The sequence below is a fragment of the Candidatus Pelagibacter communis genome, from assembly GCF_001179985.1.
GTDB lineage: Bacteria > Pseudomonadota > Alphaproteobacteria > Pelagibacterales > Pelagibacteraceae > Pelagibacter > Pelagibacter ubique_J.
This window is the reverse complement of record NZ_CVSI01000014.1, coordinates 1-22,937: the sequence shown is the minus strand read 5'-3', so window position 1 is coordinate 22,937 and position 22,937 is coordinate 1. Positions and strand designations below refer to the sequence as shown.

At 30.8% G+C, this 22,937-nt stretch carries 24 protein-coding genes and 1 riboswitch; of the genes, 3 read left to right on the top strand and 21 right to left on the bottom strand.

The features are described from left to right. Nucleotides 1-4: 4 nt before the first annotated feature. The 12 genes from gcvP to AMN80_RS00385 all read right to left on the bottom strand — a co-directional run bounded on the left by gcvP (nucleotide 5) and on the right by AMN80_RS00385 (nucleotide 12,090). Nucleotides 5-2,875, bottom strand: coding sequence for an aminomethyl-transferring glycine dehydrogenase (gene gcvP / locus AMN80_RS00440; protein WP_075520064.1), 2,871 nt, complete (start codon nucleotides 2,873-2,875; stop codon nucleotides 5-7). Beyond that, nucleotides 2,875-3,255 carry a glycine cleavage system protein GcvH gene (gene gcvH, locus AMN80_RS00435; protein ID WP_075520063.1) on the bottom strand — a complete coding sequence of 127 codons (381 nt, stop codon included), beginning with the start codon at nucleotides 3,253-3,255 and terminating at the stop codon, nucleotides 2,875-2,877. Before gcvH ends, gcvP begins: the two co-directional genes overlap by 1 nt. Next, nucleotides 3,248-4,351, bottom strand: coding sequence for a glycine cleavage system aminomethyltransferase GcvT (gene gcvT, locus AMN80_RS00430; protein ID WP_075520062.1), 1,104 nt, complete (start codon nucleotides 4,349-4,351; stop codon nucleotides 3,248-3,250). The genes gcvH and gcvT overlap by 8 nt, the downstream gene beginning before the upstream one ends. Before the next feature lie 79 nt (nucleotides 4,352-4,430). After that, nucleotides 4,431-4,518: riboswitch (glycine riboswitch) on the bottom strand. 95 nt (nucleotides 4,519-4,613) lie between these two features. Further along, entirely contained in the window at nucleotides 4,614-5,108 is a 495-nt protein-coding gene (locus AMN80_RS00425) for a DUF6445 family protein (RefSeq protein ID WP_082256514.1), read from the bottom strand. A gap of 37 nt (nucleotides 5,109-5,145) precedes the next feature. After that, complete coding sequence (locus AMN80_RS00420) at nucleotides 5,146-6,021, bottom strand: DMT family transporter (protein ID WP_075520060.1); 876 nt, start codon at nucleotides 6,019-6,021, stop codon at nucleotides 5,146-5,148. A 2-nt stretch (nucleotides 6,022-6,023) separates the two neighbouring features. Beyond that, nucleotides 6,024-7,583: a glutamine-hydrolyzing GMP synthase gene (gene guaA / locus AMN80_RS00415; protein ID WP_075520059.1), complete on the bottom strand. Its 1,560-nt coding sequence runs from the start codon at nucleotides 7,581-7,583 to the stop codon at nucleotides 6,024-6,026. Further along, complete coding sequence (locus AMN80_RS00410) at nucleotides 7,567-8,010, bottom strand: hypothetical protein (RefSeq protein WP_075520058.1); 444 nt, start codon at nucleotides 8,008-8,010, stop codon at nucleotides 7,567-7,569. The genes guaA and AMN80_RS00410 overlap by 17 nt, the downstream gene beginning before the upstream one ends. After that, the gene (gene guaB, locus AMN80_RS00405) at nucleotides 8,007-9,083 is read right to left on the bottom strand and encodes an IMP dehydrogenase (protein ID WP_075520057.1); all 1,077 of its coding nucleotides are present in this window, start codon (nucleotides 9,081-9,083) and stop codon (nucleotides 8,007-8,009) included. Before guaB ends, AMN80_RS00410 begins: the two co-directional genes overlap by 4 nt. A gap of 37 nt (nucleotides 9,084-9,120) precedes the next feature. Beyond that, the gene (locus AMN80_RS00400) at nucleotides 9,121-9,732 is read right to left on the bottom strand and encodes an RlmE family RNA methyltransferase (protein WP_075520056.1); all 612 of its coding nucleotides are present in this window, start codon (nucleotides 9,730-9,732) and stop codon (nucleotides 9,121-9,123) included. Next, nucleotides 9,729-10,643: a glycosyltransferase gene (locus AMN80_RS00395; protein ID WP_075520055.1), complete on the bottom strand. Its 915-nt coding sequence runs from the start codon at nucleotides 10,641-10,643 to the stop codon at nucleotides 9,729-9,731. Before AMN80_RS00395 ends, AMN80_RS00400 begins: the two co-directional genes overlap by 4 nt. Next, nucleotides 10,643-11,440 (bottom strand): CDP-diacylglycerol--serine O-phosphatidyltransferase, encoded by a 798-nt coding sequence (gene pssA, locus AMN80_RS00390; protein ID WP_075520054.1) that lies wholly within the window; start codon nucleotides 11,438-11,440, stop codon nucleotides 10,643-10,645. The genes AMN80_RS00395 and pssA overlap by 1 nt, the downstream gene beginning before the upstream one ends. A gap of 2 nt (nucleotides 11,441-11,442) precedes the next feature. After that, complete coding sequence (locus tag AMN80_RS00385; protein WP_075520053.1) at nucleotides 11,443-12,090, bottom strand: phosphatidylserine decarboxylase; 648 nt, start codon at nucleotides 12,088-12,090, stop codon at nucleotides 11,443-11,445. A 75-nt stretch (nucleotides 12,091-12,165) separates the two neighbouring features. On the opposite strand from AMN80_RS00385, the gene AMN80_RS00380 reads away from it, so the two are divergent. Next, on the top strand, nucleotides 12,166-13,380 hold the full coding sequence (locus AMN80_RS00380) for an NADP-dependent isocitrate dehydrogenase (protein WP_075520052.1): 1,215 nt from the start codon (nucleotides 12,166-12,168) through the stop codon (nucleotides 13,378-13,380). Here the strand turns inward: AMN80_RS00380 and AMN80_RS00375 are convergent, their stop codons facing one another. Genes AMN80_RS00375 through AMN80_RS05720 form a run of 3 tightly spaced genes read right to left on the bottom strand, consistent with a single transcriptional unit; the run spans nucleotide 13,381 to nucleotide 14,553 of the window. Further along, complete coding sequence (locus AMN80_RS00375; protein ID WP_075520051.1) at nucleotides 13,381-13,632, bottom strand: hypothetical protein; 252 nt, start codon at nucleotides 13,630-13,632, stop codon at nucleotides 13,381-13,383. Nucleotides 13,633-13,638: 6 nt separating this feature from the next. Continuing rightward, the gene (locus AMN80_RS00370; RefSeq protein WP_075520050.1) at nucleotides 13,639-14,070 is read right to left on the bottom strand and encodes a type IV pilin protein; all 432 of its coding nucleotides are present in this window, start codon (nucleotides 14,068-14,070) and stop codon (nucleotides 13,639-13,641) included. 15 nt (nucleotides 14,071-14,085) lie between these two features. Beyond that, nucleotides 14,086-14,553: a pilin gene (locus AMN80_RS05720; RefSeq protein ID WP_075520049.1), complete on the bottom strand. Its 468-nt coding sequence runs from the start codon at nucleotides 14,551-14,553 to the stop codon at nucleotides 14,086-14,088. Between the two features lie 182 nt (nucleotides 14,554-14,735). On the opposite strand from AMN80_RS05720, the gene AMN80_RS00360 reads away from it, so the two are divergent. Both AMN80_RS00360 and AMN80_RS00355 read left to right on the top strand, forming a co-directional pair. After that, nucleotides 14,736-15,035, top strand: coding sequence for an STAS domain-containing protein (locus AMN80_RS00360; protein ID WP_075520048.1), 300 nt, complete (start codon nucleotides 14,736-14,738; stop codon nucleotides 15,033-15,035). A 9-nt stretch (nucleotides 15,036-15,044) separates the two neighbouring features. Further along, on the top strand, nucleotides 15,045-15,485 hold the full coding sequence (locus tag AMN80_RS00355) for an ATP-binding protein (protein ID WP_075520047.1): 441 nt from the start codon (nucleotides 15,045-15,047) through the stop codon (nucleotides 15,483-15,485). Between the two features lies 1 nt (nucleotide 15,486). Here the strand turns inward: AMN80_RS00355 and AMN80_RS00350 are convergent, their stop codons facing one another. Genes AMN80_RS00350 through pilM form a run of 6 tightly spaced genes read right to left on the bottom strand, consistent with a single transcriptional unit; the run spans nucleotide 15,487 to nucleotide 22,891 of the window. Further along, a complete protein-coding gene (locus tag AMN80_RS00350; protein ID WP_075520046.1) occupies nucleotides 15,487-16,725 on the bottom strand; it encodes a type II secretion system F family protein in 1,239 nt (412 codons plus the stop codon). Next, nucleotides 16,725-18,482, bottom strand: coding sequence for a GspE/PulE family protein (locus tag AMN80_RS00345; protein ID WP_075520045.1), 1,758 nt, complete (start codon nucleotides 18,480-18,482; stop codon nucleotides 16,725-16,727). Before AMN80_RS00345 ends, AMN80_RS00350 begins: the two co-directional genes overlap by 1 nt. Nucleotide 18,483: 1 nt before the next feature. Next, entirely contained in the window at nucleotides 18,484-20,028 is a 1,545-nt protein-coding gene (gene pilQ / locus AMN80_RS00340; RefSeq protein WP_075520044.1) for a type IV pilus secretin PilQ, read from the bottom strand. Further along, nucleotides 20,018-20,509: a hypothetical protein gene (locus AMN80_RS00335; protein ID WP_075520043.1), complete on the bottom strand. Its 492-nt coding sequence runs from the start codon at nucleotides 20,507-20,509 to the stop codon at nucleotides 20,018-20,020. The genes pilQ and AMN80_RS00335 overlap by 11 nt, the downstream gene beginning before the upstream one ends. Then, nucleotides 20,496-21,149, bottom strand: a complete 654-nt coding sequence (locus AMN80_RS00330; RefSeq protein ID WP_075520042.1) for a pilus assembly protein PilO — start codon at nucleotides 21,147-21,149, stop codon at nucleotides 20,496-20,498. Before AMN80_RS00330 ends, AMN80_RS00335 begins: the two co-directional genes overlap by 14 nt. Further along, a complete protein-coding gene (gene pilM / locus AMN80_RS00325) occupies nucleotides 21,149-22,891 on the bottom strand; it encodes a pilus assembly protein PilM (protein WP_075520041.1) in 1,743 nt (580 codons plus the stop codon). The genes AMN80_RS00330 and pilM overlap by 1 nt, the downstream gene beginning before the upstream one ends. Nucleotides 22,892-22,937 lie beyond the last annotated feature (46 nt).

The window sequence follows — 22,937 nt, the reverse complement described above, 5'->3', positions numbered from 1 at the left end:
AATTTTAAGCTGCGTCTTCTTTAAATTCATCCATACTTGGACAAGTACAGAATATATTTTTATCTCCATATACGTTATCTACTCTAGCAACTGGTGGCCAAAATTTATTGCTTTTCAAATATTTAGATGGATAAGCTGCTTCTTCACGTGTGTATTTATGCCTCCATTCATCAGATGAGAGCTCTAAATCTGTGTGAGGTGCATTCTTTATAGGATTGTCTATTTTATCAAATTTACCAGATTTTATATTGTCAATTTCAGATTTGATCTTAATGAGCGCATCACAGAATCTATTTATCTCTCTCAGATTTTCACTCTCGGTTGGTTCTATCATCATAGTGCCGGCGACAGGCCAGGACATAGTTGGTGCATGAAAACCATAATCAATTAATCTTTTCGCAATATCTTCCTCTGTTATTCCTGTTTCTGATTTAATATTTCTAATATCAATTATACATTCGTGGGCCACATTGCTATTTGACCCTTTATACAAAATTGGAAAGTGATCTTTTAATCTGTGAGCTATATAATTTGCATTAAGTATCGCAACTTGAGTAGCAAGCTTTAACCCTGCTGATCCCATCATTTTAATATACATCCAAGAAATTGATAAAATGCTTGAACTTCCCCAAGGCGCTGCGGAAACTGCTCCAATTCCAGATGTTGGTCCACAATCTTTTATTACTGGGTGGTTGGGCAGGTAAACTTGTAAATGTCTTTTACAAGCAATTGGACCCATTCCAGGTCCTCCCCCACCATGAGGAATACAAAACGTTTTATGTAAGTTAATGTGACAAACGTCTGGACCAAAATTTCCAGGTTTAGCAATTCCCACTAATGCGTTTAGATTTGCACCATCCATATAAACCTGACCACCATGTTTATGAACTAACTCACAAATATCTGATATTTTTTCTTCGAACACTCCATGAGTGGATGGATAAGTCACCATTAATGCCCCAAGGTTTTCAGAATGTTGCTCTACTTTTTTCTTTAAGTCATCAAAATCAACATTTCCTTCTTTATCACAATTAACAACAACAACTTTCATTCCAGCCATTTGTGCGCTTGCTGGATTAGTGCCGTGTGCTGAACTTGGAATCAAACATATGTTTCGATTGGCCTCATCTCTAAATAAATGATACTTTCGGATAACCATCAATCCCGCGTATTCACCTTGAGCACCTGCATTAGGTTGAAGAGAAACGCCCGAAAAACCAGTTATGGAACGCAACCAATTTTTTAGATCAGTAAATAGATCTCTAAATCCTTCCATTTGTTCAATTGGAACAAATGGATGAGGTTCTGCAAACTCTTTCCATGAAATTGGGATCATCTCTGCGGCAGCATTTAGCTTCATCGTACATGAACCAAGTGCAATCATTGTTCTATTCAATGCTATATCCTTATCTTCTAATCTTTTTAAGTATCTCAGCATTTCAGTTTCAGAATGATATGAGTTGAAAACTGGATGTTCTAAATATTTTGAGGTTCTCAATAAGTTTTTTGGGAGATTAGGTAAACTTACTGAAGGATCCTCTTTTTTGATTGATTCTGCTGCGTTAAAGATTTTTAATAGTTGATTTACTCTATAAACGTTTTTTCTTTCATCAAAAGAAACTGCAAGCATTTCAGAATTTACTTTACGTATATTAACTTTTTGATTTAAAGCATTTTTATAAATTTGATCAGTTTTTTCTTTAGTAATAATTGTAACAGTATCAAAAAAATAATTGGAATAAAGTTCATATCCAGACTGTTTTATTTTGTCAGCAAAACTTTTTGCTAATTGTGACACTCTTTCAGAAATGTTCTTAATTCCATCTGGGCCGTGATAAATAGAATATGCTGCTGATACAATTGCTAATAGAGCTTGGGCAGTACAAATGTTACTTGTAGCCTTGTCTCTTCTGATATGTTGCTCTCTAGTTTGTAAGGACAATCTATATGCTTTATTGCCATGTCTATCCACTGACACACCAACAATTCTTCCCGGCATTGATCTTTTGTATTCATCTTTTGTTGCAAAAAAAGCTGCGTGTGGACCTCCATACCCCATCGGAATACCAAATCTTTGTGAGCTTCCAACTGCTATATCAGCACCAAGTTCTCTTGGTGTTTTTAATTTTGCTAATGCCAACAAATCACATGCTAATACAGCCTTACCATTTTTTTTACGGATTTTGCTAATTGCTTCACTTGGGTCCTTAATATTTCCTAAAGTTCCAGGATATTGTAAAATTCCACAAACTAAATCCTCTTTTAACTGGTCTAAAACCTCATCTTCTTTACCAACCAATACTTTTAAACCCATTGGTTCAGCTCTAGTTTGAATTACATTTATTGTTTGAGGATGACAATCCTCAGATACAAAAACTATATTACTATCTTTTTTGTTCAATCTGTGACTTAGGCCCATAGCCTCCGCTGCTGCTGTACCTTCATCTAATAAAGAGGCATTAGCGATATCCATTCCTGTAAAGTCAACGATCATTTGTTGAAAATTTAATAACATCTCAAGTCTTCCTTGAGCTACTTCTGGCTGATAAGGCGTATATGAAGTATACCAACCTGGATTTTCTAATATATTTCTTAAAATTACATAAGGTGTATACGTTCCGTAATAACCCATACCTATAAAATTTGAGTAAACTTGATTTTTTTTTGAAATTGTTCTTAATTTTCTCAAAGCTTCATATTCTGAATTTGACTCACCAATGTTAAGTTCACCATTAAATTTTATTTTTTCTGGTACTGTGCTGTTAATTAAATCATCTAGTGATTGATAATTTAATTCTTTTAACATTTTTGATTGATCGTCTTTAGAAGGTCCAATGTGTCTCTTTAAAAAATCTTTTTCTGAATTTGGTAACATTATGTTGATGTCTCCTTTGCAAATTTATCGTACTCTTCTTTATTCATAAGAGTATCGAGTTCTGATTTATTTTTTAACTTTAGTTTAAAAAACCAAGCTCCGCCCTCTGGGTCAGCATTGATTTTTGATGGATCATCAACAATTGATTGATTAATTTCTACAACCTCACCACTTACTGGAGTATATACATCGCTAGCAGCTTTTGTTGACTCTACCACCCCTGCAGTTCCATCTTTTTCAACATTAGATCCTTTTTCAGGTAATTCAGCAAAAACTATGTCACCTAACATTTCAGTTGCATGTTTTGTAATTCCAATAGTTCCAACTTCCCCATCTAATGTAATCCATTCGTGTTCTTTTGAAAATTTTGTATCAGACATTAGCTTCTCCCTTCACATAACTTTTTTTATAAAACGGTAAATCACAAACATTGGCAGGTACTTTTTTCCCTCTTACTTCTAAGAAAATTTTTGTATCTGTTTTAGAATGAGAATTTGAAATATATCCCATCGCAATAGATGCATTAACACTTGGTCCAAATGTGCCGCTAGTAACTTTTCCAATTTCATTGTCTTTTTCATCAAAAATTTTCGTTGACTCTCTTGCTATAACTCTAGTCTCTGGTTTGATACCAACTCTTAATTTTGACACACCTTCTTCAATTTGTTTTTTTATTTTTTTTGACCCTATAAAATTATCATTGATTCTGTTTTTTGAAATAGCCCACTTTAAATTTGCTTCAACTGGACTGGTATTTTCATTTATGTCATGACCGTACAAGCACAAACCTGCTTCTAATCTTAGAGTATCTCTTGCACCTAAACCGATTAAAGTTGACCCTTTTAAAATTAATTCTTCTGCAAAAGAGATTGCAACTTTATTAGGTAATGATATTTCAAAGCCATCTTCACCTGTATATCCTGATCTTGTTATATAGATTTCATTATTTTTAAAAGAAAATTTTTCTCCATTCATGAATTTTAATTTTGATATATTTGAAACTACATTTTCAAGAATTGTTTTGGACTCTGGGCCTTGTATAGCTATGAGAGATAAATCATTGTTCATATCCAAATTTTGATTATTTAATTTATTTTTAATAATCTGAAGATCGTTTTGTTTACATGCGGCATTTAAAATAATCATGTACTGATCTTTCATCTTGGTGATAATAAGATCATCATATATTCCCCCGTTCTCTTTCATTAAAAACGAATACTTACTTTGATTAATTTTTAAATTTTTAAGATCAGTCGGTAAAATTTCTTGGAGCTTATCTGTTATGTCATCATTATATTTAATGAATAACTGCCCCATATGCGAAACATCAAAAATTCCAGACTTATTTCTTGTAATATTATGTTCTTTTACAATTCCCTCAGAGTATTGAATTGGCATACTATAACCAGCGAATTCAACGAATCTAGCGTTGTGATTTTTGTGTAATTGGTACAGTGCAGTTTTTTTTACATTCATATTAACTCTTCAAAACCCCCTCTGTCGGTGTGCCTGAGAGATTTTAGCTCCTTCGGCGAGAATTTATCTCTTTCCAGAGTTAATACGTACGGTCCTTCTGCCTGAGAGTTTCCGGGGTGGTTGCTCCTTCGGCGCTACAAATATGTAGTCTCTCCCGTATAAATATTTATAACATAATAATTTATTAAAAGATACATAAATAAATATATAATAAAATCTGATTAATTAAGGTTAATAAAGGCAAAACTAGTTGTGATAAATCTTATTCGTCTATGTAATTAAAGTTTATTACAACTCTTCTTAGCGAATCTGTACAATCTACTCCACAGTGCAAAGTTCTTCCATCAAATACAACTGCTCTATTTGCCTTGCTTTCAACTTTTTTACCGTTTTCAAACATAGTGGAGCCATTATTAGTATTACAATAAAAAACTGCAGTCTTAAATTTTTCTTCATCTTTCCTCGTAACATCTATATGCATTTCAGATTCAATATTTTCGTTTTTTTTAAATGTTTTATTAGCTTTAATTCTTATAACTTTTTTCATGTTTAGTTTGCTTAAAAAAGGATCCAAAATAGTTACAAATTTAGACACAATTTTACCTGATAATATAAAATTGTGGCAAAACTGAAAATTTCCGTCTCCAGGCTTAACTTTATTGGGCAAGAAATACCAAGGGAATTCAGGACCCATTAATACATCGTTTAATTTTTTAAACTCCTCCGGACTTAAAAGATTATCAAAGACTTTTACCATGATACAAGTTTAGATTTTATATTTTAGTAAGTCAATTTTATACTACTTGAGAACTGTTTTTTTTTTTTACTAATAAGAATTGCAACAAAACTGCAAAAATAATTACACTTCCTCCTATTAGAACAGTCATTGGAGGATTTTCGTTAACAAACATCCATGCCCATAATGGACCTAAAACAGCCTCAGTGATCATGATTATTCCTACTACTGCGGAAGGGGTGTTTCTTGCACCAATCGTGATAAATATAAAACCAAAACCTAATTGAAAAAAACCTGCTAAAAAGCCTAAGAAAATATCATGATATGAAATATTAATTTTACCAGCTATTAAATATCCAACAATCATTGCAATGACGCCTGCTGTCATTTGTAATGGTATCATATCTACATGTGGATACTTACGGATAATTAAAATTAAAACTGCAAAAGATATTGGCATTATAAAAGCAGCAAGATTTCCTATCATCTGGCCTGGGGATAATGAAGAACCAATCATTAATATTACACCTGCAATTGCTAAAAATATTGAAATTAGAGTTATCTTAGAAATTTTCTCTTTGAGAAAAATATAACCAAATATTGCTAAAAATAAAATTTGAGTTTGAATTATGAAATTAGTATTCGCTACAGTTGTATTATACATAGCAAACACATAACCACAAAATCCAGACGATAAAACAATTCCACCAATTAACCCAGGTAAGCCTGATTTTTTAAAAGCATGTAAAACTTTTGTTTTGTAAGTTAAAAATAAAAATATAGTTACAATTAATATAAAAAATAAGGATCTCCAAAATAAAATTTGCCAAAGTGTTGCGCCTTCAAATGATTTTACAATAAGTCCTCCAAAACTCAGGCTACATGCACCTAAAAATACTAAAAAAGGACCAGGTATTTTATTTATGAAATTCACTATTACTCTAACTCAATTGTGCTTGGAGGTTTTGAGGTTACATCGTAAACAACCCTATTTATACCCTTAATATTATTGATTATTTTATTAGACACATTTTGCATAAATTTTTTTGAAAAATCAAAGTAGTCTGCTGTCATACCATCTGATGAGGTTATAGCTCTTAAAAGACAAATATAATCGTAAGTTCTATTATCCCCCATAACACCAACAGTTTTTACTGGCAATAATGCAGCGTAGGCCTGCCAAATTTTATTGTATAAATTTTCTTTTTTTAACTCATTTATGAAATAATGATCAGCTTCTTTTAAAATCTTAATTTTTTCTTTAGTTATCTGTCCTGGCATCCGGATTGCTAGACCTGGTCCAGGAAAAGGATGGCGTGAAATTATTTGTTTAGAAAGTTTAAGTTCTAATCCTAATTTTCTAACTTCATCTTTAAACAAAAGTCTTAAAGGTTCGACTAACTTTAATTTCATTTTTTTTGGCAAACCCCCAACATTATGATGTGACTTAATTTTTGATGTTTGTGAACCAGTTACAGATTTGCTCTCAATAAGATCTGGATATAAAGTTCCCTGAGCTAAAAATTTAACATTTTTTATTTTTTTTGCATATTTTTCAAATATTTTAATAAATAAATTACCAATAATTTTTCTTTTCTTTTCTGGATCCTCAACATTTCTTAGTTTGCTTAAAAATAGTTTTTCTGCATTAACATATATTAAATCAATTTTTAGTTTTTTCTTAAAAGTATTAACTACTTGTTTTTCCTCATTTTTTCTTAAAAGGCCAGTATTAACAAAAATACATTTTAATTGTTTGCCAACAGACTTATTTAGTAGTTGTGCTACAACGCTACTATCAACTCCTCCGGACAAAGCGCATATAACTTTGTCTTTTCCAATCTGATTTTTAGCTTTTTTAATTAGATTATTTTTTTGGTGCTTTGAAGACCAATTTTTTTTTGCTTTACAAATTTTAAAAACAAAATTTTTAAGTAAAATCATTCCCTTCATTGTATGAGTAACTTCTGGATGAAACTGAACACCAAATCTTTTTAATTTAGAGTTTTCAATAATTGTATATTTGGAATCTTTTGTTGAAGCAATTTTTTTAAAATTTTTTGGTATTTTTGTTACATGATCAGCATGACTCATCCAAACATTATTTAGATTTTTTTTGTCAAAAAAATTGTTTGTTAAAATAGAATTTTTTGTTTTTTTAATTTTTGCTAAACCAAATTCTCTTGTTTTAGAACTTTTTACGTGACCTCCATAAAATTTTGAAATCATTTGATGACCAAAACAAATACCCAATATTGGACAATCAAATGTAAAAATATTTTTATTTAATTTTATTTTCTTATTTTGGTAAACATTTAATGGACCACCAGAAAGAATCAGCCCAAATAATTCATTTTGATCTATATTTTTTAAATTCTTATGACTTACAATTTCTGAAAATACTCCAAGTTCTCTTATCCTTCTTGCAATTAATTGAGTAAATTGTGAACCAAAATCAATTATCAGAATTTTTTTAAGCTTAGTTGGTCTTTTCATTATTTGCTTCAAAATCTTGAAGAGACTTGCTTATTTCTGTTTTTTTATCACACATTTTTTTGCAAACGCTTGTGAATCTGTTCATCAATGTATTTGCTTTTTCAAAATTAGATCTATCTAATTGAATATTTATCAACATATAAATTGCTTCTTCATTATTTGGTTCTAAAAGAAGAGTGGTATCTAAATTTTTTTCTTCCTCTTCTTGATTTTCCTCTGAATTAAATATTTTTGCTAAATAAAGGTATGATTCAGCATTTTTTGGATTAAACACAATGTTCCTTTGAAATAAAAACTTCGACTTTTTATAATCTTTTTTTTCAAATTTTTTTTTTGCATTTTCAAATAAATTGTCAGCCGCACTTGCTGAAATACAATAATTTATGCTGATAAAAATTATTAAAATAAATTTATTAATTAATTTCATAAATATTCACTATTTTTTTTTACTTCGTCTATACTATGTACCATACTTTCATAAAAACCAGCTTTTGTAATTTTAACAAATTTAGCTTTTTTATTTAGATATTTTATTTGTTCAGCACCCAAATATCCCATCGAAGATCTAAGGCCTCCTACTAGTTTGTTAATAGTTTTACTTACATCTCCTTTATATTTAATCAAACCTTCAACTCCTTCTGGTACATACTTAGATTTGTCTTTTTGTTTTTTTTGAAAATATCTATCGGCAGAACCTTTATTCATAGCTCCGACCGAGCCCATTCCTCTAAAAACTTTAAATAATTTGCCTTTTTTTTTTATAATTTTTCCTGGTGCCTCAGAAGTACCTGCAAGCATTGAGCCAACCATTACAGCATCAGCCCCTGCTGCTAAAGCTTTTGCAATGTCTCCAGAAAATTTAATACCTCCATCTGAAATGATTTTTACTTTTTTATTGAGACCCTTTTTAACGTCTAATAAAGCACTCAATTGTGGAACGCCAATACCTGCAACTAGTCTTGTTGTGCATATTGAACCAGGTCCAATACCAACTTTTATAACATCAACTCCTAACTTACACAAAAATCTTGCTGCTTCTGCGGTAGCTATATTGCCTGCACATAAAGTAGTTTTTTTTGGTTTAATTTTTTTTATTTTCAAAATTGTATCTGCAACTTTTTGACTATGTCCATGAGCTGTATCTACAACTATTAGATCGATATTAAGTTTTAGAATATTCTTTATTCTATTTAATTCACTTTCATTTGTTCCTACAGCAGCTCCTACTTTAAAACGTTTTGACTTTACTTTTTTAATTTCATTAATTTGTTGAGATATAGTTAAATTTCTATGAATAACACCTATTCCTCCTTGTTTAGCTAAAGCTATAGCCATCTTTGACTCTGTAACAGTATCCATTGCAGATGAAAGGATTGGAATATCTAATTTTAATTGATTTGATAATATGGTTCTTGTTGATACATCGGATGGCAAGACTTTAGAGTATTGCGGTGCTAAAGTAACGTCATCGAAGGTAAGTGCTTCTTTTATAGGATCCATAATAATTTATATATGATTCTTAAATTTTTTAAAGAGCCTATCTAATTATTTTGCAAATAATAAAGCTTTCTTTTGAATCTTTTCTACTGGATGGAGGTTTGAAAATTTTAACTTCTTTAAAGTTTTTTTTACAATTTTTAACTATTTCGTTGAAAGTTGACCCCATAAATATTTTAGAGACAAAACATCCTGTTTTTTTGAGGTTTTTTACAGAATATCTCATTGCGTTAATTGTCAATTCTCCAGTTGAAATTGCGTCTAAATTTTTATTTCCTGTAGTGTTAACCGCCATGTCAGATACAACTAAATCTAATTTGTCGCAAAAAAAATTGTTAATTTTAACTTGGTTTTGCTCATCTAAAAAATCTCCGATAAGATGATTTACATTTTTAATTACATCGACCTTTTTTAAATCTATGGACATTATCATTGAGTTTTTTGATTTTTCAGACAAATATTGTGACCAGCTACCTGGCGCAGATCCTAAATCGACTATCTTAATTCCATTTTTGATGATCTTAAATTTATTATCGATTTCTTTAAGTTTATAAACTGCCCTAGACCTATATCCCTCTAACTTTGATTTTCGTACATATATATCTCTCCTTTGTTTATTTACCCAATCTTTAGAAATTTTGTTTTTTTTCAATTTTTTCCGAACCTTAAGCTTTTGGAGAGAGAGTTATTGTTTAGTGATTTAATTTCAATTTTTATACTATCATCTAATCTCATGTCTTTACCATTCTTCCATAAACCAGCAGCTAAATGAATAATTCCGATTTTATTATTTGGCAAATATGGTTCGACAAATTCTTTTTTATCTTCATCAAATTTAGGCAAAAGGTTGCTTGTTATCCAATTGCATCCTAATGGCAAAAATTCTGTATCTACATTATCTACATAAACACTCAAGTTTATAGCCAACCCTTCTGAGCCAAACAATCTGCCATGTTTAATTGTTTGTTCAAGATTTTTTTGCCAAACATTCCAACAATCAGAATTTTTCTCAAGAGAAAATACTCCTATATTAATGTGAGGAGCAAATGCTATTTTCCTCGCTTTATCAATATTAATTTTTGAAGAAATTGCATGTTTAAAATTTTGTGATTTTACAATTGCTAACTTGCCAAATAACCATTTTACTTTTGATAATATCTTATACCCGGGCCCTACTGATTGAGTGATACCTAGTTTTCCACCAGCACATGCTTTGAGATAAAGTTCCACTGAACTCCAATCATTTACCCAAGCATCGCAATCTATCCATAAATATTTTTTATAATTAGGGAAATACCTTGGTAGAAATGCTCTTGATACTTGACTTTTTAACCACTCTTTACCTCTTACCTTAATTGCAGGTACTTCGATATCCCATTCTGCTTTTTTAATTTCATCAACTTTATTCTTAATTTTATCTAATTGATTTTCATTAAGACCTGCATCTAAAACACAAATTGCTATATCTTTGCTCTCTGGAAATCTTTTTATGGAGTCAATGAGTTCTTCTAACAAATCAAAGTATTTTTCATCTGCTAAAGAAACAATAGTATTTTCTTTCATTAAAGAATATCTTCGTGTTCCTCATTTTCAATATTATTATTTTTAAATTTTTTATTTAAATTTTGGAAATGATAAATACTGATTGGTATTAAAATAAGATATAATAGGCTTGATAACACAATAACGTTATAAGTGTAAATTAAAAGTAATCCAAAAAATAAAACTACGCCAAATAATAAAAATATAGTTAATCTTCTTGGTACTGCAATTTTTTTAAAGGAATAAGTTGGTATTTTGCTTATTAACAATATCGAAATTAGAATAAATAAAACAGGAACAAAATATCCATAGTCAATATTAAAAAATTGTAATTCACTTTGACTGTAAATTAAAGGCATTAAAACCAAAATACCACCAGCAGGTGAAGGCACTCCCTCAAAAAAATTTTCTTTCCACGAAACTTGATTTTCAGAATTAACATTAAATCTAGCGAGTCTTAGGGCAACACAAATAATATAAATCAAACAAACTAACCACCCAACTCTTCCTAGAGTATTTAATTGCCATAAATACATAATGAAAGCAGGAGCTACACCAAAACTTATAACGTCTGTTAGCGAATCTAATTCTTTTCCAACCTGAGAAGTACCTTTGATTAATCTTGCAATTCTACCATCTAAACCATCTATTAGACCCGCAACGATGATGCAAATAATTGCTAAACCAAATCTTTCATCAAAAGCAAACTTTATTGAAGTTAATCCAATACACACACCTACAAGTGTAAACATATTTGGTAAAATAGTTCGCGTTTTTTTATTTGATACTAATTTAAATTTTTTACTAGTTTGTTGCATTGTCATCTTTTAGCTATTAATGTTTCTCCAGCTATAGTCTTTTGGTTAACTTTTACTAATGGTTTGTAGTTTTCAAAATATAGTTCAGCTCTACTTCCAAATCTTATCATTCCAATTCTAGAACCTTGATCATGTTTTGCTCCACGTGATGTCTCTGTTACTATTCTTCTTGCAACCAATCCTGCTATCTGAACTACTACAATTTCCTCACCAAAATTATTTTTGATTTTGTAATAATTTCTCTCGTTATCCTCGCTAGCTTTATCTAATGATGCATTTAAAAACTTTCCAGCAACATAAAGAATATCTGTAATTTCACCACCACATGGAATTCTGTTTACATGGCAATCAAATACATTCATAAAAATACTTACCTTAGTAAATTTTTTGTTTTCCAAATTTAATTCTTTTGGACCATTCGTTTCCATAACTTGTAAAACTACACCATCTGCGGGGCTAACTAAATAATCTTCATCATTAATTGATATTCTGTCAGGATCTCTAAAAAAATAATACACCCAAACTGTAAGAATTATTCCGATAAGTCCGAGAAATCCATCAATCAAATATAGTACTAGCGTGGCTAAACCAAATATAACTAGAAACTTATACCCCTCGTTATGTAATTTAGGAAATATTTTATCAAACATAATAATTTTTTTGTTAATTTCTGATTAATATGTATATAAAAAGCAAAAATTCAATTAATAAGAATATAATTAAATATGAGCAAAATTAAGGTCAAAAACCCAATAGTTGAGTTAGATGGTGATGAAATGACCAGAGTTATATGGGAGTTTATTAAAAAGAAATTAATTCTTCCTTATTTAGACCTTGGAATAGAATATTACGACTTAGGAATGAAAAGTAGGGATCATACCTCAGACCAAATTACAATCGACTGTGCAAACGCTATAAAAAAAAATGGTGTTGGAATAAAATGTGCAACAATCACACCAGATGAAGCAAGGGTAAAAGAGTTTAATTTAAAAAAAATGTGGAGATCACCTAATGGAACAATAAGAAATATAATTGGAGGAACTGTTTTTAGAGAACCAATTATTTGTAAGAATGTTCCAAGACTTGTGCCATCTTGGACAGATCCAGTCATTATTGGTAGACATGCTTTTGGTGATCAGTACAGGGCTACTGACTTTAAAGTACCAGGAAAAGGAAAATTAGAAATTAAATGGACATCAGAAGATGGGAAAGACAGCAAAAATTATGAAGTATTTAATTTTCCTGGATCTGGGGTCGCTTTATCGATGTATAATTTAGATAAATCTATCGAAGATTTTGCAAGATCGTGTTTCAACTATGGATTAATAAAAAAATGGCCTGTATTTTTATCCACTAAAAATACGATATTAAAAACATACGATGGCAGATTTAAAGATATTTTCCAAGCAGTTTTTGAAAAAGAGTTTAAATCTGATTTCGACAAACATAATTTAACATATGAACACAGGCTAATTGATGACATGGTAGCTTGCGCAATGAAATGGAGCGGAAAGTATATCTGGGCATGCAAAAATTATGATGGTGATGTGCAGTCTGATACGGTTGCTCAAGGTTATGGCTCGCTTGGATTAATGACTAGTGTGTTACTTGCTCCTGATGGAAAAACTATGGAAGCAGAGGCTGCTCACGGAACAGTTACACGTCATTACAGAATGCACCAGCAAGGTAAAGAAACCTCTACCAATCCAATTGCATCTATTTTTGCTTGGACTAGAGGATTAGCTCACAGAGGTAAATTAGATAACAATGAAGAATTAATAAAATTTTCAAAAACTCTTGAATTAGTTTGTATTGAGTGTGTTGAAACAGGTTCCATGACTAAAGATTTAGCAATCTTAATTGATAAAGACCAAAAATTTCTAACTACTAATGAATTTTTAGATACAATAGATGGTAATCTTAAGAAGAAATTGAATTGATTAATCTGATTTTTTTTTTCGCCAAATTAAATAAAAAACGTAAGGCATGGTTGCTGGTATAATTCCAAACCAAAACCACTCATCCCACTTAAAGCTTTTATCTAAGCCTACTGCTTTAATTCCATTCCACCAAGTTAAATAACCTATTAATAAAACCCAGCCAATACTCGCAGACAAGCAGATCTTTTGTTTTTTCTCTAAATCACCTGATTTAATTTTTATAAAAAAATCTTTAATAATTTCTTTAAGCATTAAGTTTTAACAATCACTTGCTTTTTTTTCAGATATTGCTCCAAATTCATTCATCAATAATATGCATTTACCACCAACTTCTTTTGCAACAACTTTAAACTTTGTCTTTGTATTATCTTGGTGAGTACAAAGCTCGTAACCCATTTCTTCATTTATAGAGTCTGATCTTCCTAAAAGATTTTGTTCTATAGAATTTGAAGAATTGGTATTAGGGCTGCATTCTCCAGTTGATTGACTGGTGTAATAATATTGTCCGTTTTGGGACATATATTCAGACTGACCTAGTGACACTTGCTGCATTACATTTCTCGCAGATTGTTTTTTTGTACCAGAGATGTATCCTGAATATGCATTTATACCAATTGTTGCTATAATGCCTAATATCGCAACAACTACTAAAAGCTCGATTAAAGAAAAACCGAGCTTATTAGTATTCATTAAAAAATTGAAATATTATTCTATAGTAACTTTAGTTTCGCCTGTAATATTGTCACCAGAACATGGTGTTACATAGCAAGATTTAATAGTTATAACTTTACCACTTCCGTTTACACTAATTCGACCTTCTGCATAGCCAGTTGTATTCTCTATTGCTTTTTTAGATGAGTCGTATGGGTTTTTATCAGTAGCATTTGCAACTAAAGCAGAAACTGCTGTTGTCGCTCCATTGTTACCATTAATTTGTCCACAGTTTGCGCTATTTGATCCAAACGCTTTACCACTAGCTCCTTCAAGAGTACATTTTTGTATCTCTGCTGAAACATATTTTAGTGTTTGTGCATGCATAGTTTTAACAGCATTTTTCTTTGCTGAAGCTGTATAACCATTATATGCAACTACGCCAACTGCAGCTAAAATACCGATGATAGCTACAACAACAAGTAGTTCTATAAGTGTGAAACCTTTTGAATTTTTTTTCATTTAATAACTCCTCAATTATTGTTTAACTGTATCTCCATTAAAACGTATTTCAAAGCCTTTTTTTTAATCAATTTATTGATATTTTCAACAAATTTCGTGTTAAAATTAGGCCAAAACACCTTTTTTTTTCTTAATTTAAGATTTATAAGGCATATATACCTATGAGGGAATATTAATTTTTTATGACATATAAAGTCTCAGAGGAAGGAAACATATCTACCGTTTTTTTAAATGGAGAGATAGATATGGACGTTGTTGATAAGGCTAAAGAGTTAATTATGCCTTTGATCGAAGCTAAGAAAGAAGTTCATATAAATTTAAAAGACGTTCAGTACATGGACTCATCTGGAATATCTGTTCTAATTGAAAGTCACCAAAAAGCATTAGAGGTTGGAACTAAGGTTATCTTAAAAGAAATCAGTAAATCAGTTTTGAAAGTAATTATGATGGCTAAGCTAGAGCAGATTTTAAATTTAGATTAAACAAATTAGATGAACGAGACAAACAAAAGTGAAAATAAAATTTCCGAGACAAGAGAATTCATCGTTAATTCTGCAAGTTTAAAAGAAGTAAGATCTTTTTCAAGAGAGGTTTTTGAAAAAATTAAAATTGATCAAGACTTAAAAGATGAGCTAGTTTTAGCTATTGCTGAAGCGGCTCAAAATATTGTTAAACATGCCTATAAAGATATTGAAACTAATGATGATAAAATGGAAATTAAAATTTCATTAGGAAAAAATGATGAATTAGAAATTGGTTTTTTTGATAAAGGAAAACCAGTGGATGGCGCAAAAGTAAGACACAGAAATATTGATGATGTTAAACCAGGTGGTTTAGGAACTTTTTTTATTCAACAAATTATGGATGCAGTTGTTTTTAGAGAAGGTGAAAAACCTTGGATCAACCATTTAATTCTTACTAAACAATTATAAATTATCCAACTATAGAACCAACATTAAATATTGGTGAGTACATCGCAATCATTAATCCGCCGATCATCGTACCCATAAAAACAATCATAATCGGTTCAATTAAACTTGACATATTATCTACTGCGGTATCAAATTCTTCCTCGTAATAACTTGAAACAGAAGTAAACATTTCATCTAAATTACCAGTTTGTTCACCAACAGAAATTAATTGACTGAATGTAGGTGGAAACACTGGCTCTTTCAAAAATAGTTTGGTTAAAGTGTCTCCGGAGAAAACTCCTTTTTTAACATTTTCTAAAGCTTGTGTAACAACATCATTATTGCTAACTTGTTTTGCAATTTCTATACTCTCTAAAAGGTTAACACCTGCTGCACTTAGATTTCCCATAATTAATGATATTCTTGCAATAAGAGATTTTAGTATCATATCTCCAAATACTGGCATTTTTAAAACCTGTTGATGCCACTTATATCTTATTGCAGGAATTTTTGTTGTCGTATATTTAAATACAGCAAAACCGATCACTAATATGATAAAAAGTGTTAAACCACCAGCGCCTCTCATAAAATTACTAGCATTCATAATTACTGCTGTAGGAGTTGGTAAGGCAACTCCCATTCCCTCATACATTTTAGCAAATACTGGAACAACTTTGATTAACATGAATACCATAACTGTTATGGCTACGGTGAACATAACTGTTGGATATGTTAAAGCACCTTTTATCTTCTTTTTAACTTTTTCTCTTTTTTCTAATGAGTCTACCAATTTAAGTAAGAAAATATCTAATTTACCGCTGGCCTCTCCTGCTTTAATTAAGTTGATATAGATATTATCAAAAACTTTTGGATATTTTTCAAAGCATTTTGAAAGAGTTATACCACCTTCAAGACTTTTTCTTATGTCTTCAATAATCTCTTTCATTGTTGGATGTTCAATTTGATCTCTTAACATAGTAAGTACGTTCAAAATTGGAAGTCCTGCTTTAACCATTGTTGCAAATTGTTTTGAAAAGATTACTACGTCTGCAGGTGTAATTTTTTTCTTACCAAATGAAAATCCAGAGCCTTTTTTCTTCTCTTTTTCAGCTTTTTTCTTCTTAGTTTTAACTAAATTGGTTATTATTATTTTCTGCTCTTTAAGCTTAAACGAAGCTTCTTCTTGATTAAGAGCCTCAATATCTCCCTCGACGTATTTTCCTGCAGATATACCTTTATATGTAAATGTTTCTGATGACATTATTGATCTCCAGATATAACTCTATCATATTCTCTAAAATTTAAATCACCAGTTAAAATTAATTCTCTTCCCATGTCTTGCATAGTTCTAAAACCCTCGTCTGTAGCAATTTTTTTGAGTTCTGGTGTTGTTGCTTTTCTTAAAATAGCTTCTTTAATAGGTTTAGTGACATTTAGAATTTCATAAATACCCATTCTTCCTTTGTAACCTGTGTCTTTACATTTCGGGCACCCTTTTCCTCTTTGAACTTTTGCTCTTGAGGCTTGCTCTACTGTAAAACCAAAATCCGCTAAAGCTTTTGGAGTAATGTCAGGGTCAGCTTCTCTACAATCCATACAAGTTTTTCTTGCAAGTCTTTGCGCTAACACAAGAGTAACTGCTGCACTAATTAAATAATCTGGTGTCCCCATATTTTGTAACCTTGTAATAGTGCTTGGAGCATCATTTGTGTGAAGTGTGCTAAAAACTAAGTGACCAGTAAGAGCAGCTTTCAAACCTATGTCCACTGTTTCTTTATCTCTCATCTCTCCAACTAAAATGATTTCAGGGTCTTGTCTTAAAAAGGATCTAAGTGCTGTCGCAAAACTAAAACCAATGTCTTCTTTAACTTGAACTTGTCCAACTCCATCTAATTCATACTCAACAGGGTCTTCTGCTGTTAAAATATTTAGATGAGGTTTTGAAACTTCTTTTAAAATTGAATAAAGAGTAGTGGTTTTTCCTGATCCTGTTGGACCTGTAACTAAAACTAATCCTTGAGTTCCATGAATTGCTTTTCTGAGATTTTTTAAATCTGTTTCTTCAAAATTTAATTGCTCAAGACTAATATCTCCTGCATCTTTATTCAAAATCCTCATTACAATTCTCTCATTATTTGCAGTAGGTAAAATTGATAAACGTAAGTCAACAACCTTACCATCAATCTTAAAAGGAATTGCTCCGTCTTGAGGAAGTCTTCTCTCTGCAATGTCTAGTTTACCCATAATTTTAAATCTAGTTACTACAGCACCGTAATTATCATGTAAAAACTTCGCGAATTTGTCTTGGGAAGCTAAAATTCCATCAAGTCGATATCTTACTCTTGATGAAAATCTATATGGCTCAATATGAATATCTGATACACCCATTTTAATTGCCTCTGCAACAACTGCAGTTGAAAATTTAATAACCTCTGATTCATTTTCTATAGCTTCAATATCTTCTTCGGGCTTATTTTCTAATACTTCGCCTGCTTCAGCTAAATCAGAGTCAAATGTTTTAGTTCTATCTTTTCTAGCGTTTTCTTTTTTAATACTTTTAAGTGTTGTTTCATTGCCCTCTAGAATTTTTTCTATATGTCTTGATATTTGAGTAATTTTTGCTGCATGTAATTCTATATCTTTTTTAGTTATAGTTTTTAAATTTCTCATTAAACTTAGTTTAGATATATCTGAAATAGCTATATGAAGAACCTTGCCTTCAATCTTAAAGGGTGCAATAAAATTCATATTGATATAATTTGCAGGAAGCACAGTTTTTACTTCATCCGTAATTTCCATATTATCTAATTCAACAACATCTAAATTTTGATCTTTTACTAATAAATCTAAAATTTTGTCCTCATCAGTTAAATTTAAATCAAACACTGCTTCAAGTTGTGTTTTCTCTCCCTCAGAGGATAGTTTTTTAATGTTTGGTAAATCTTTTCCTGATATGACATCTTGATCTATTAAAACGTTGATCAAGTTAACCTCAGACTCTCTGCTGATTTTTATCATTTTATAATACCCTTGGTGCTATGAATACTAGTAGCTCACTTAAGTCATCTTGGTTGACATTGCCTTTAAATAGATTGCCAATTACAGGCATTTCACCAAGCCCAGGAACTCTGTTGGTGTTCTGTTCCAACTTACTTTCTTTAATCCCACCAATCACTACTATATCACCATCTGCAACTAAAAGTCTTGTGTCTATCTCCATTTTTCTTACTGGAGGTTCACCAGTGCCATCTCCTTCAACACTGTCATTATTTACCTTAATAGTCATAAGCACATTTCCATCACCTACTATACTTGGGGTAACTTCTAATTTCAATACTGCTTCTTTAAAAGATGTAGATGCAGCTCCGTCTGATATGGTTGTATATGGTATTTCTAAACCTTGTGAGACTGTAGCTGTCTGATTATCTAAAGTGAAAATTTTTGGATTTGAGATAACTTGTCCTAAACCTAAATTCTCCAATGCATTAATTTCTGCTTTTAAAACGCTAGTCGTTGTTCTTTTTAGCACTCCAAGTCCACTGGAGCCTACAACTCCTGTATCAAGAATATCGCCTGCTGCAGCACCAAATCCACCAGCATCCTGTGAAGTTGCACCAAAGTCAGTGGGGGCACTACCTGTACCTAATCCCGAAATTGTTGGCTCACCGGCTTTTGTACGATATGCTCCCATTCTTACTCCAAGTTGTCTTTCAAACTCAGAGTTAGCTGTCACAACATACGCTTCAATTAATACTTGTTTCGTTCTAACATCAATCTCCTTAATTACTTTATCAACTACATCTAAATCTTTCTCTTTACCTCTAATAATAATTGATCGAGTTACTTGCTCCTCTGTTATTTGTAAGGTTGAGAAAGAATTTTCGCCCTCACCTGAAGAAAATAATTCAGTTAATGTTGCCTTTGCTTCAGCTGGTGAAATGTAATACAGCCTGAAAATTTCTGAGTAAATTGGTTCAACACTATCTTCTAGTTCAACTTTTTTTCTAACTGCAGAGGCTCTTTCAGATTTATAAGTTTCTTGTGCTGTTAATGTCTCTGGAGAGTGAACTCTTATCAAATTACTGTTTACATCAATATCAGATGCATAATTTTTCATATCTAAAAGTGCTTGGAATGCTTTATCCCATGGCACGTTAATCAACTCTGCACTTATAGCGCCTGCAACTTCATCTCCAACAAGCACGTTAATTTCTCCAATTTTGCCCATAAGAGTCATGGTCTCTTTAAAATCTAAGTTTTTGAAGTTTAGGGTTACTCTTTGTTTAAGCAATGGAAAGTCATCGGGAATTAAAAGATAGTTTCTTTGCGCTTCAGAAGATATTTTTTTTCTTTTTTCTAGTTTTATAATGTCTCCTTCAACCGGTTTTGGTCCCATCTCCAAAGTTTTTTCTATCTCTGCTTTACCTGCAGCTTTAATATCTTTTTTTATAAGTGGGGTGTTGTGTTTAAAAGTTTTTATTTTTTGTGGCTTTTTTACACATCCTGAAACTATTAGTAAGATTAATAGAATAGTAGTTGGGTATAAAATTTTTTTAATATTCATTTACTTCCCGAATTTGATTATTAAAGTCTATGATCATATAAGTTTTATCATTTTTTTCAAATATTGCCTCGTTTATTCTCATATCTACTAATTTAATTTCTCCTAAATACTGTGATAATGATAGTGTGATAACTTCTCCAGATGCATCTACTAAAGAAATATAGCTAGTTTCTTCACCAGAAATTATACCAACCAATTTAAAATTATATAAACTCATTTCATTTTCCTCTTCACCGTCTGGAATATTGGAAATGCTAGAGCCTGACTCGTTTCCTGCAAATGGATCATTCAAAGGAACTTCATCTTCCTCATCTTCGGGTAATGTTGCTTGTTCTGTTGGTGTTTGTTCAATTGTTTGATCTGTTTCTTGTTCTGTCACTTGTTCAGTTGTTTGCTCTTCAACACTTTCATGTTGATCAGCAAATGATGCTTGGGAATAGATTAAGATCAGAGTAATAAAAAATATTTTAAAAAAATTCATTAGGTAAACCTACTATTGTTAATTCTCCTTTTGCAACTATTGCACCGTTTGGGTCGTTTTGCACTAAACTTATAATTTCTTTATCAAAGTTCAACATTTTATTTGATCTTGCTAAAGCTCTTTTAAATTTTATATAGCCAAGAAAGTTTCCTTTTATTTCATAGGCTACTGGAATTTTGAAATATTTAACACTTTGTATTTCTAGATTTTGGTCAGCCTGCTCGGTTGCTCCCTCTACAAGAACAGGTTTTGGTTTCTGTTTCTCTATTTTAGAAATTACTAATCCGTTTACGCCAGCATATTTACTCAAACTATCGTATAATCCTTCTACTTCAGCTTTTGTATGAAAGAGTGATGAACTTTGCTCGAATTCTGGAGTTTTGTTTTTAATCTCTGCTTTAAATTGAGTGATTTCATTGCTCATTTGCATAATTTCATCTTGTTTAAGGACTTTATCGTTATACTTTTCTTTCTTTTCATTAACTATTGGGCTTAAGATAGCGTAATAACCTATCAAAAAAATCAATATTGCTGCAAAACCTGAACCAAACTTAATTAAAGTTTTTTTATCAATATTTTGTAACTTTGCTTTAAGATCTTCTATGTTTATATTTTTTAAATCAATATTTTTTAAATCCATTATATACTCTCCACGGTACAAGCAACTTTGAAACCTTTCATTTTAGGTTTAGTTGGGTCATTACTCTCTGGTAAAGTCATACTAGCTAAAGATGCCTGAGATATAAGTTTTTTTTCATTTAAGTTACCAATTAGTTTTAATATATCTTGGTCTGTTGATGCAACTCCGTTTATAATAACTTGGTTTTGTCCATCAAAGTCTATTGAATTAAATTTAACTCTTTTTGGAACTGAGGATGCTATTTGAGCTAAAATTCTAAAACTTATTTTTTTATTTGATTCTATTGATCCACTTAATTCTAAAGATTTGTTAATAATTCCTAATTCTTTTGCAAATTTAGCTTTTTCTAAAGTCTTTAACTGATGTTCGGAAACAATTTGATCATAGTCAGTTAATTTTTTGTTGAGAGAACTTATTTGCCAAAACGATAATCCAAAAAGAATTATGTATATTGCCCCAACAACACCAACTACTCCCTTAAAAGCAAAATTTGAAAATATTTTTGCTTTTTTCTGAGCAATCATGCTGTCTCTGTTTGGTAACAAGTTGATATTTTTTACAGCTGTTACAAATTTATAATAACCAAACACATCTAATTTTCTAAAAGCTAGCCCAATTACTGTCGAAAGATAAGATCTATTTGCAAGTTTAACACCTTCTGACAATTGAGCTGGAACTTTAACTTCAGAAATTGGATCAAATAAATTAAAACCAGTATTAGCTAAATTTTTTCTAAAACTTCCTAAATACGAATCTACATTTGGTAAATTTGAAACTACTTTTAAATTTCTTATTCTTTTTTCATATTTTGTTTCAAAGTCTTGGATAGCTTGTTTTACTTGGGTCATATATCTTCTTACCAAACCATCCATTTCCTCTTGATTGTCAGATTTCTGCAAAGTGGTTCTATCCTGACTTCTTATGAAAATGTCTGTAATAATTGGATTGTTTTCGTAAAGAATCATTACATAATTTTCATCTAAACCAAATTCTAAAACTGCAGTTAAATTACTTTCTTCAATTGAACCCTTAATTTGATTCATTTGGTCAACAGCAGATTTTAAAGCAAAACATTTAACATCAATTATGACTGCATTTAATCCACCTTTTTTAATAATTGATGTGTAACCATTTATATCTGATAATTTTGAGGCTACGAAAAGAATATCCATCGTATTCCTCTCTTTGTCTCTATTTATTACTTGGTGAAATATAGAATAATCATTTAAATTATCAGTTAATTGAACAAGATTTTCCCACAAAGAATCTGTATCAATTGCCTTGCCCAACTCTTCATCGGTCATTAATGGAGCGGTTACAACTCTTATGATTGCACTAGTCACTGGTATTGCAATTGCAGCATTTGTTGTTTCTATTTTAGATTTTTGAAGAGCTATTTTAAGCTCATCTCCAATTTTATCTGGATGTTCTAAAACTGATGCATTTTCTGGTAATCCTTCAATGGTATGTACAAAAAATTTTTCTAAAACCCACTCATTATTCTTATTATTATTTAATTGGGCTAGTCTTATTTCGTATGGCGTTAATTCTACACCTACGATTTCTTCACCTTGTATAGCTTGTTTTCCTAATTTATTTTTTATACCAGAACTAAATTTAGATTTTATTTTTTCTATTAAAGAATTGATTTTTTTATTGCCTTTTTCCCCTTCATCTTTTTTTGGAGTAGCATCTGAACTATTTTCTTTTTTTTTTAAAATATTTTGTAAGAAATTTTTCATATTTAACGTCTATTGGTATACTTAACTTATTCGTTTATATTAATCA

Coding starts and splice junctions, on each gene's coding strand:
- AMN80_RS00350 (WP_075520046.1), bottom strand. CDS start 16,725: ATGTCATCAGAAACATTTACATATAAAGGTATATCTGCAGGAAAATAC.
- pssA (WP_075520054.1), bottom strand. CDS start 11,440: ATGCAACAAACTAGTAAAAAATTTAAATTAGTATCAAATAAAAAAACG.
- AMN80_RS00395 (WP_075520055.1), bottom strand. CDS start 10,643: ATGAAAGAAAATACTATTGTTTCTTTAGCAGATGAAAAATACTTTGAT.
- AMN80_RS05720 (WP_075520049.1), bottom strand. CDS start 14,553: ATGAAAAAAAATTCAAAAGGTTTCACACTTATAGAACTACTTGTTGTT.
- guaB (WP_075520057.1), bottom strand. CDS start 9,083: ATGGATCCTATAAAAGAAGCACTTACCTTCGATGACGTTACTTTAGCA.
- gcvH (WP_075520063.1), bottom strand. CDS start 3,255: ATGTCTGATACAAAATTTTCAAAAGAACACGAATGGATTACATTAGAT.
- pilM (WP_075520041.1), bottom strand. CDS start 22,891: ATGAAAAATTTCTTACAAAATATTTTAAAAAAAAAAGAAAATAGTTCA.
- AMN80_RS00355 (WP_075520047.1), top strand. CDS start 15,045: ATGAACGAGACAAACAAAAGTGAAAATAAAATTTCCGAGACAAGAGAA.
- AMN80_RS00345 (WP_075520045.1), bottom strand. CDS start 18,482: ATGATAAAAATCAGCAGAGAGTCTGAGGTTAACTTGATCAACGTTTTA.
- AMN80_RS00385 (WP_075520053.1), bottom strand. CDS start 12,090: ATGTTTGATAAAATATTTCCTAAATTACATAACGAGGGGTATAAGTTT.
- AMN80_RS00360 (WP_075520048.1), top strand. CDS start 14,736: ATGACATATAAAGTCTCAGAGGAAGGAAACATATCTACCGTTTTTTTA.
- gcvT (WP_075520062.1), bottom strand. CDS start 4,351: ATGAATGTAAAAAAAACTGCACTGTACCAATTACACAAAAATCACAAC.
- AMN80_RS00330 (WP_075520042.1), bottom strand. CDS start 21,149: ATGGATTTAAAAAATATTGATTTAAAAAATATAAACATAGAAGATCTT.
- AMN80_RS00410 (WP_075520058.1), bottom strand. CDS start 8,010: ATGAAATTAATTAATAAATTTATTTTAATAATTTTTATCAGCATAAAT.
- AMN80_RS00375 (WP_075520051.1), bottom strand. CDS start 13,632: ATGCTTAAAGAAATTATTAAAGATTTTTTTATAAAAATTAAATCAGGT.
- AMN80_RS00335 (WP_075520043.1), bottom strand. CDS start 20,509: ATGAATTTTTTTAAAATATTTTTTATTACTCTGATCTTAATCTATTCC.
- AMN80_RS00380 (WP_075520052.1), top strand. CDS start 12,166: ATGAGCAAAATTAAGGTCAAAAACCCAATAGTTGAGTTAGATGGTGAT.
- AMN80_RS00370 (WP_075520050.1), bottom strand. CDS start 14,070: ATGAATACTAATAAGCTCGGTTTTTCTTTAATCGAGCTTTTAGTAGTT.
- gcvP (WP_075520064.1), bottom strand. CDS start 2,875: ATGTTACCAAATTCAGAAAAAGATTTTTTAAAGAGACACATTGGACCT.
- AMN80_RS00425 (WP_082256514.1), bottom strand. CDS start 5,108: ATGGTAAAAGTCTTTGATAATCTTTTAAGTCCGGAGGAGTTTAAAAAA.
- guaA (WP_075520059.1), bottom strand. CDS start 7,583: ATGAAAAGACCAACTAAGCTTAAAAAAATTCTGATAATTGATTTTGGT.
- pilQ (WP_075520044.1), bottom strand. CDS start 20,028: ATGAATATTAAAAAAATTTTATACCCAACTACTATTCTATTAATCTTA.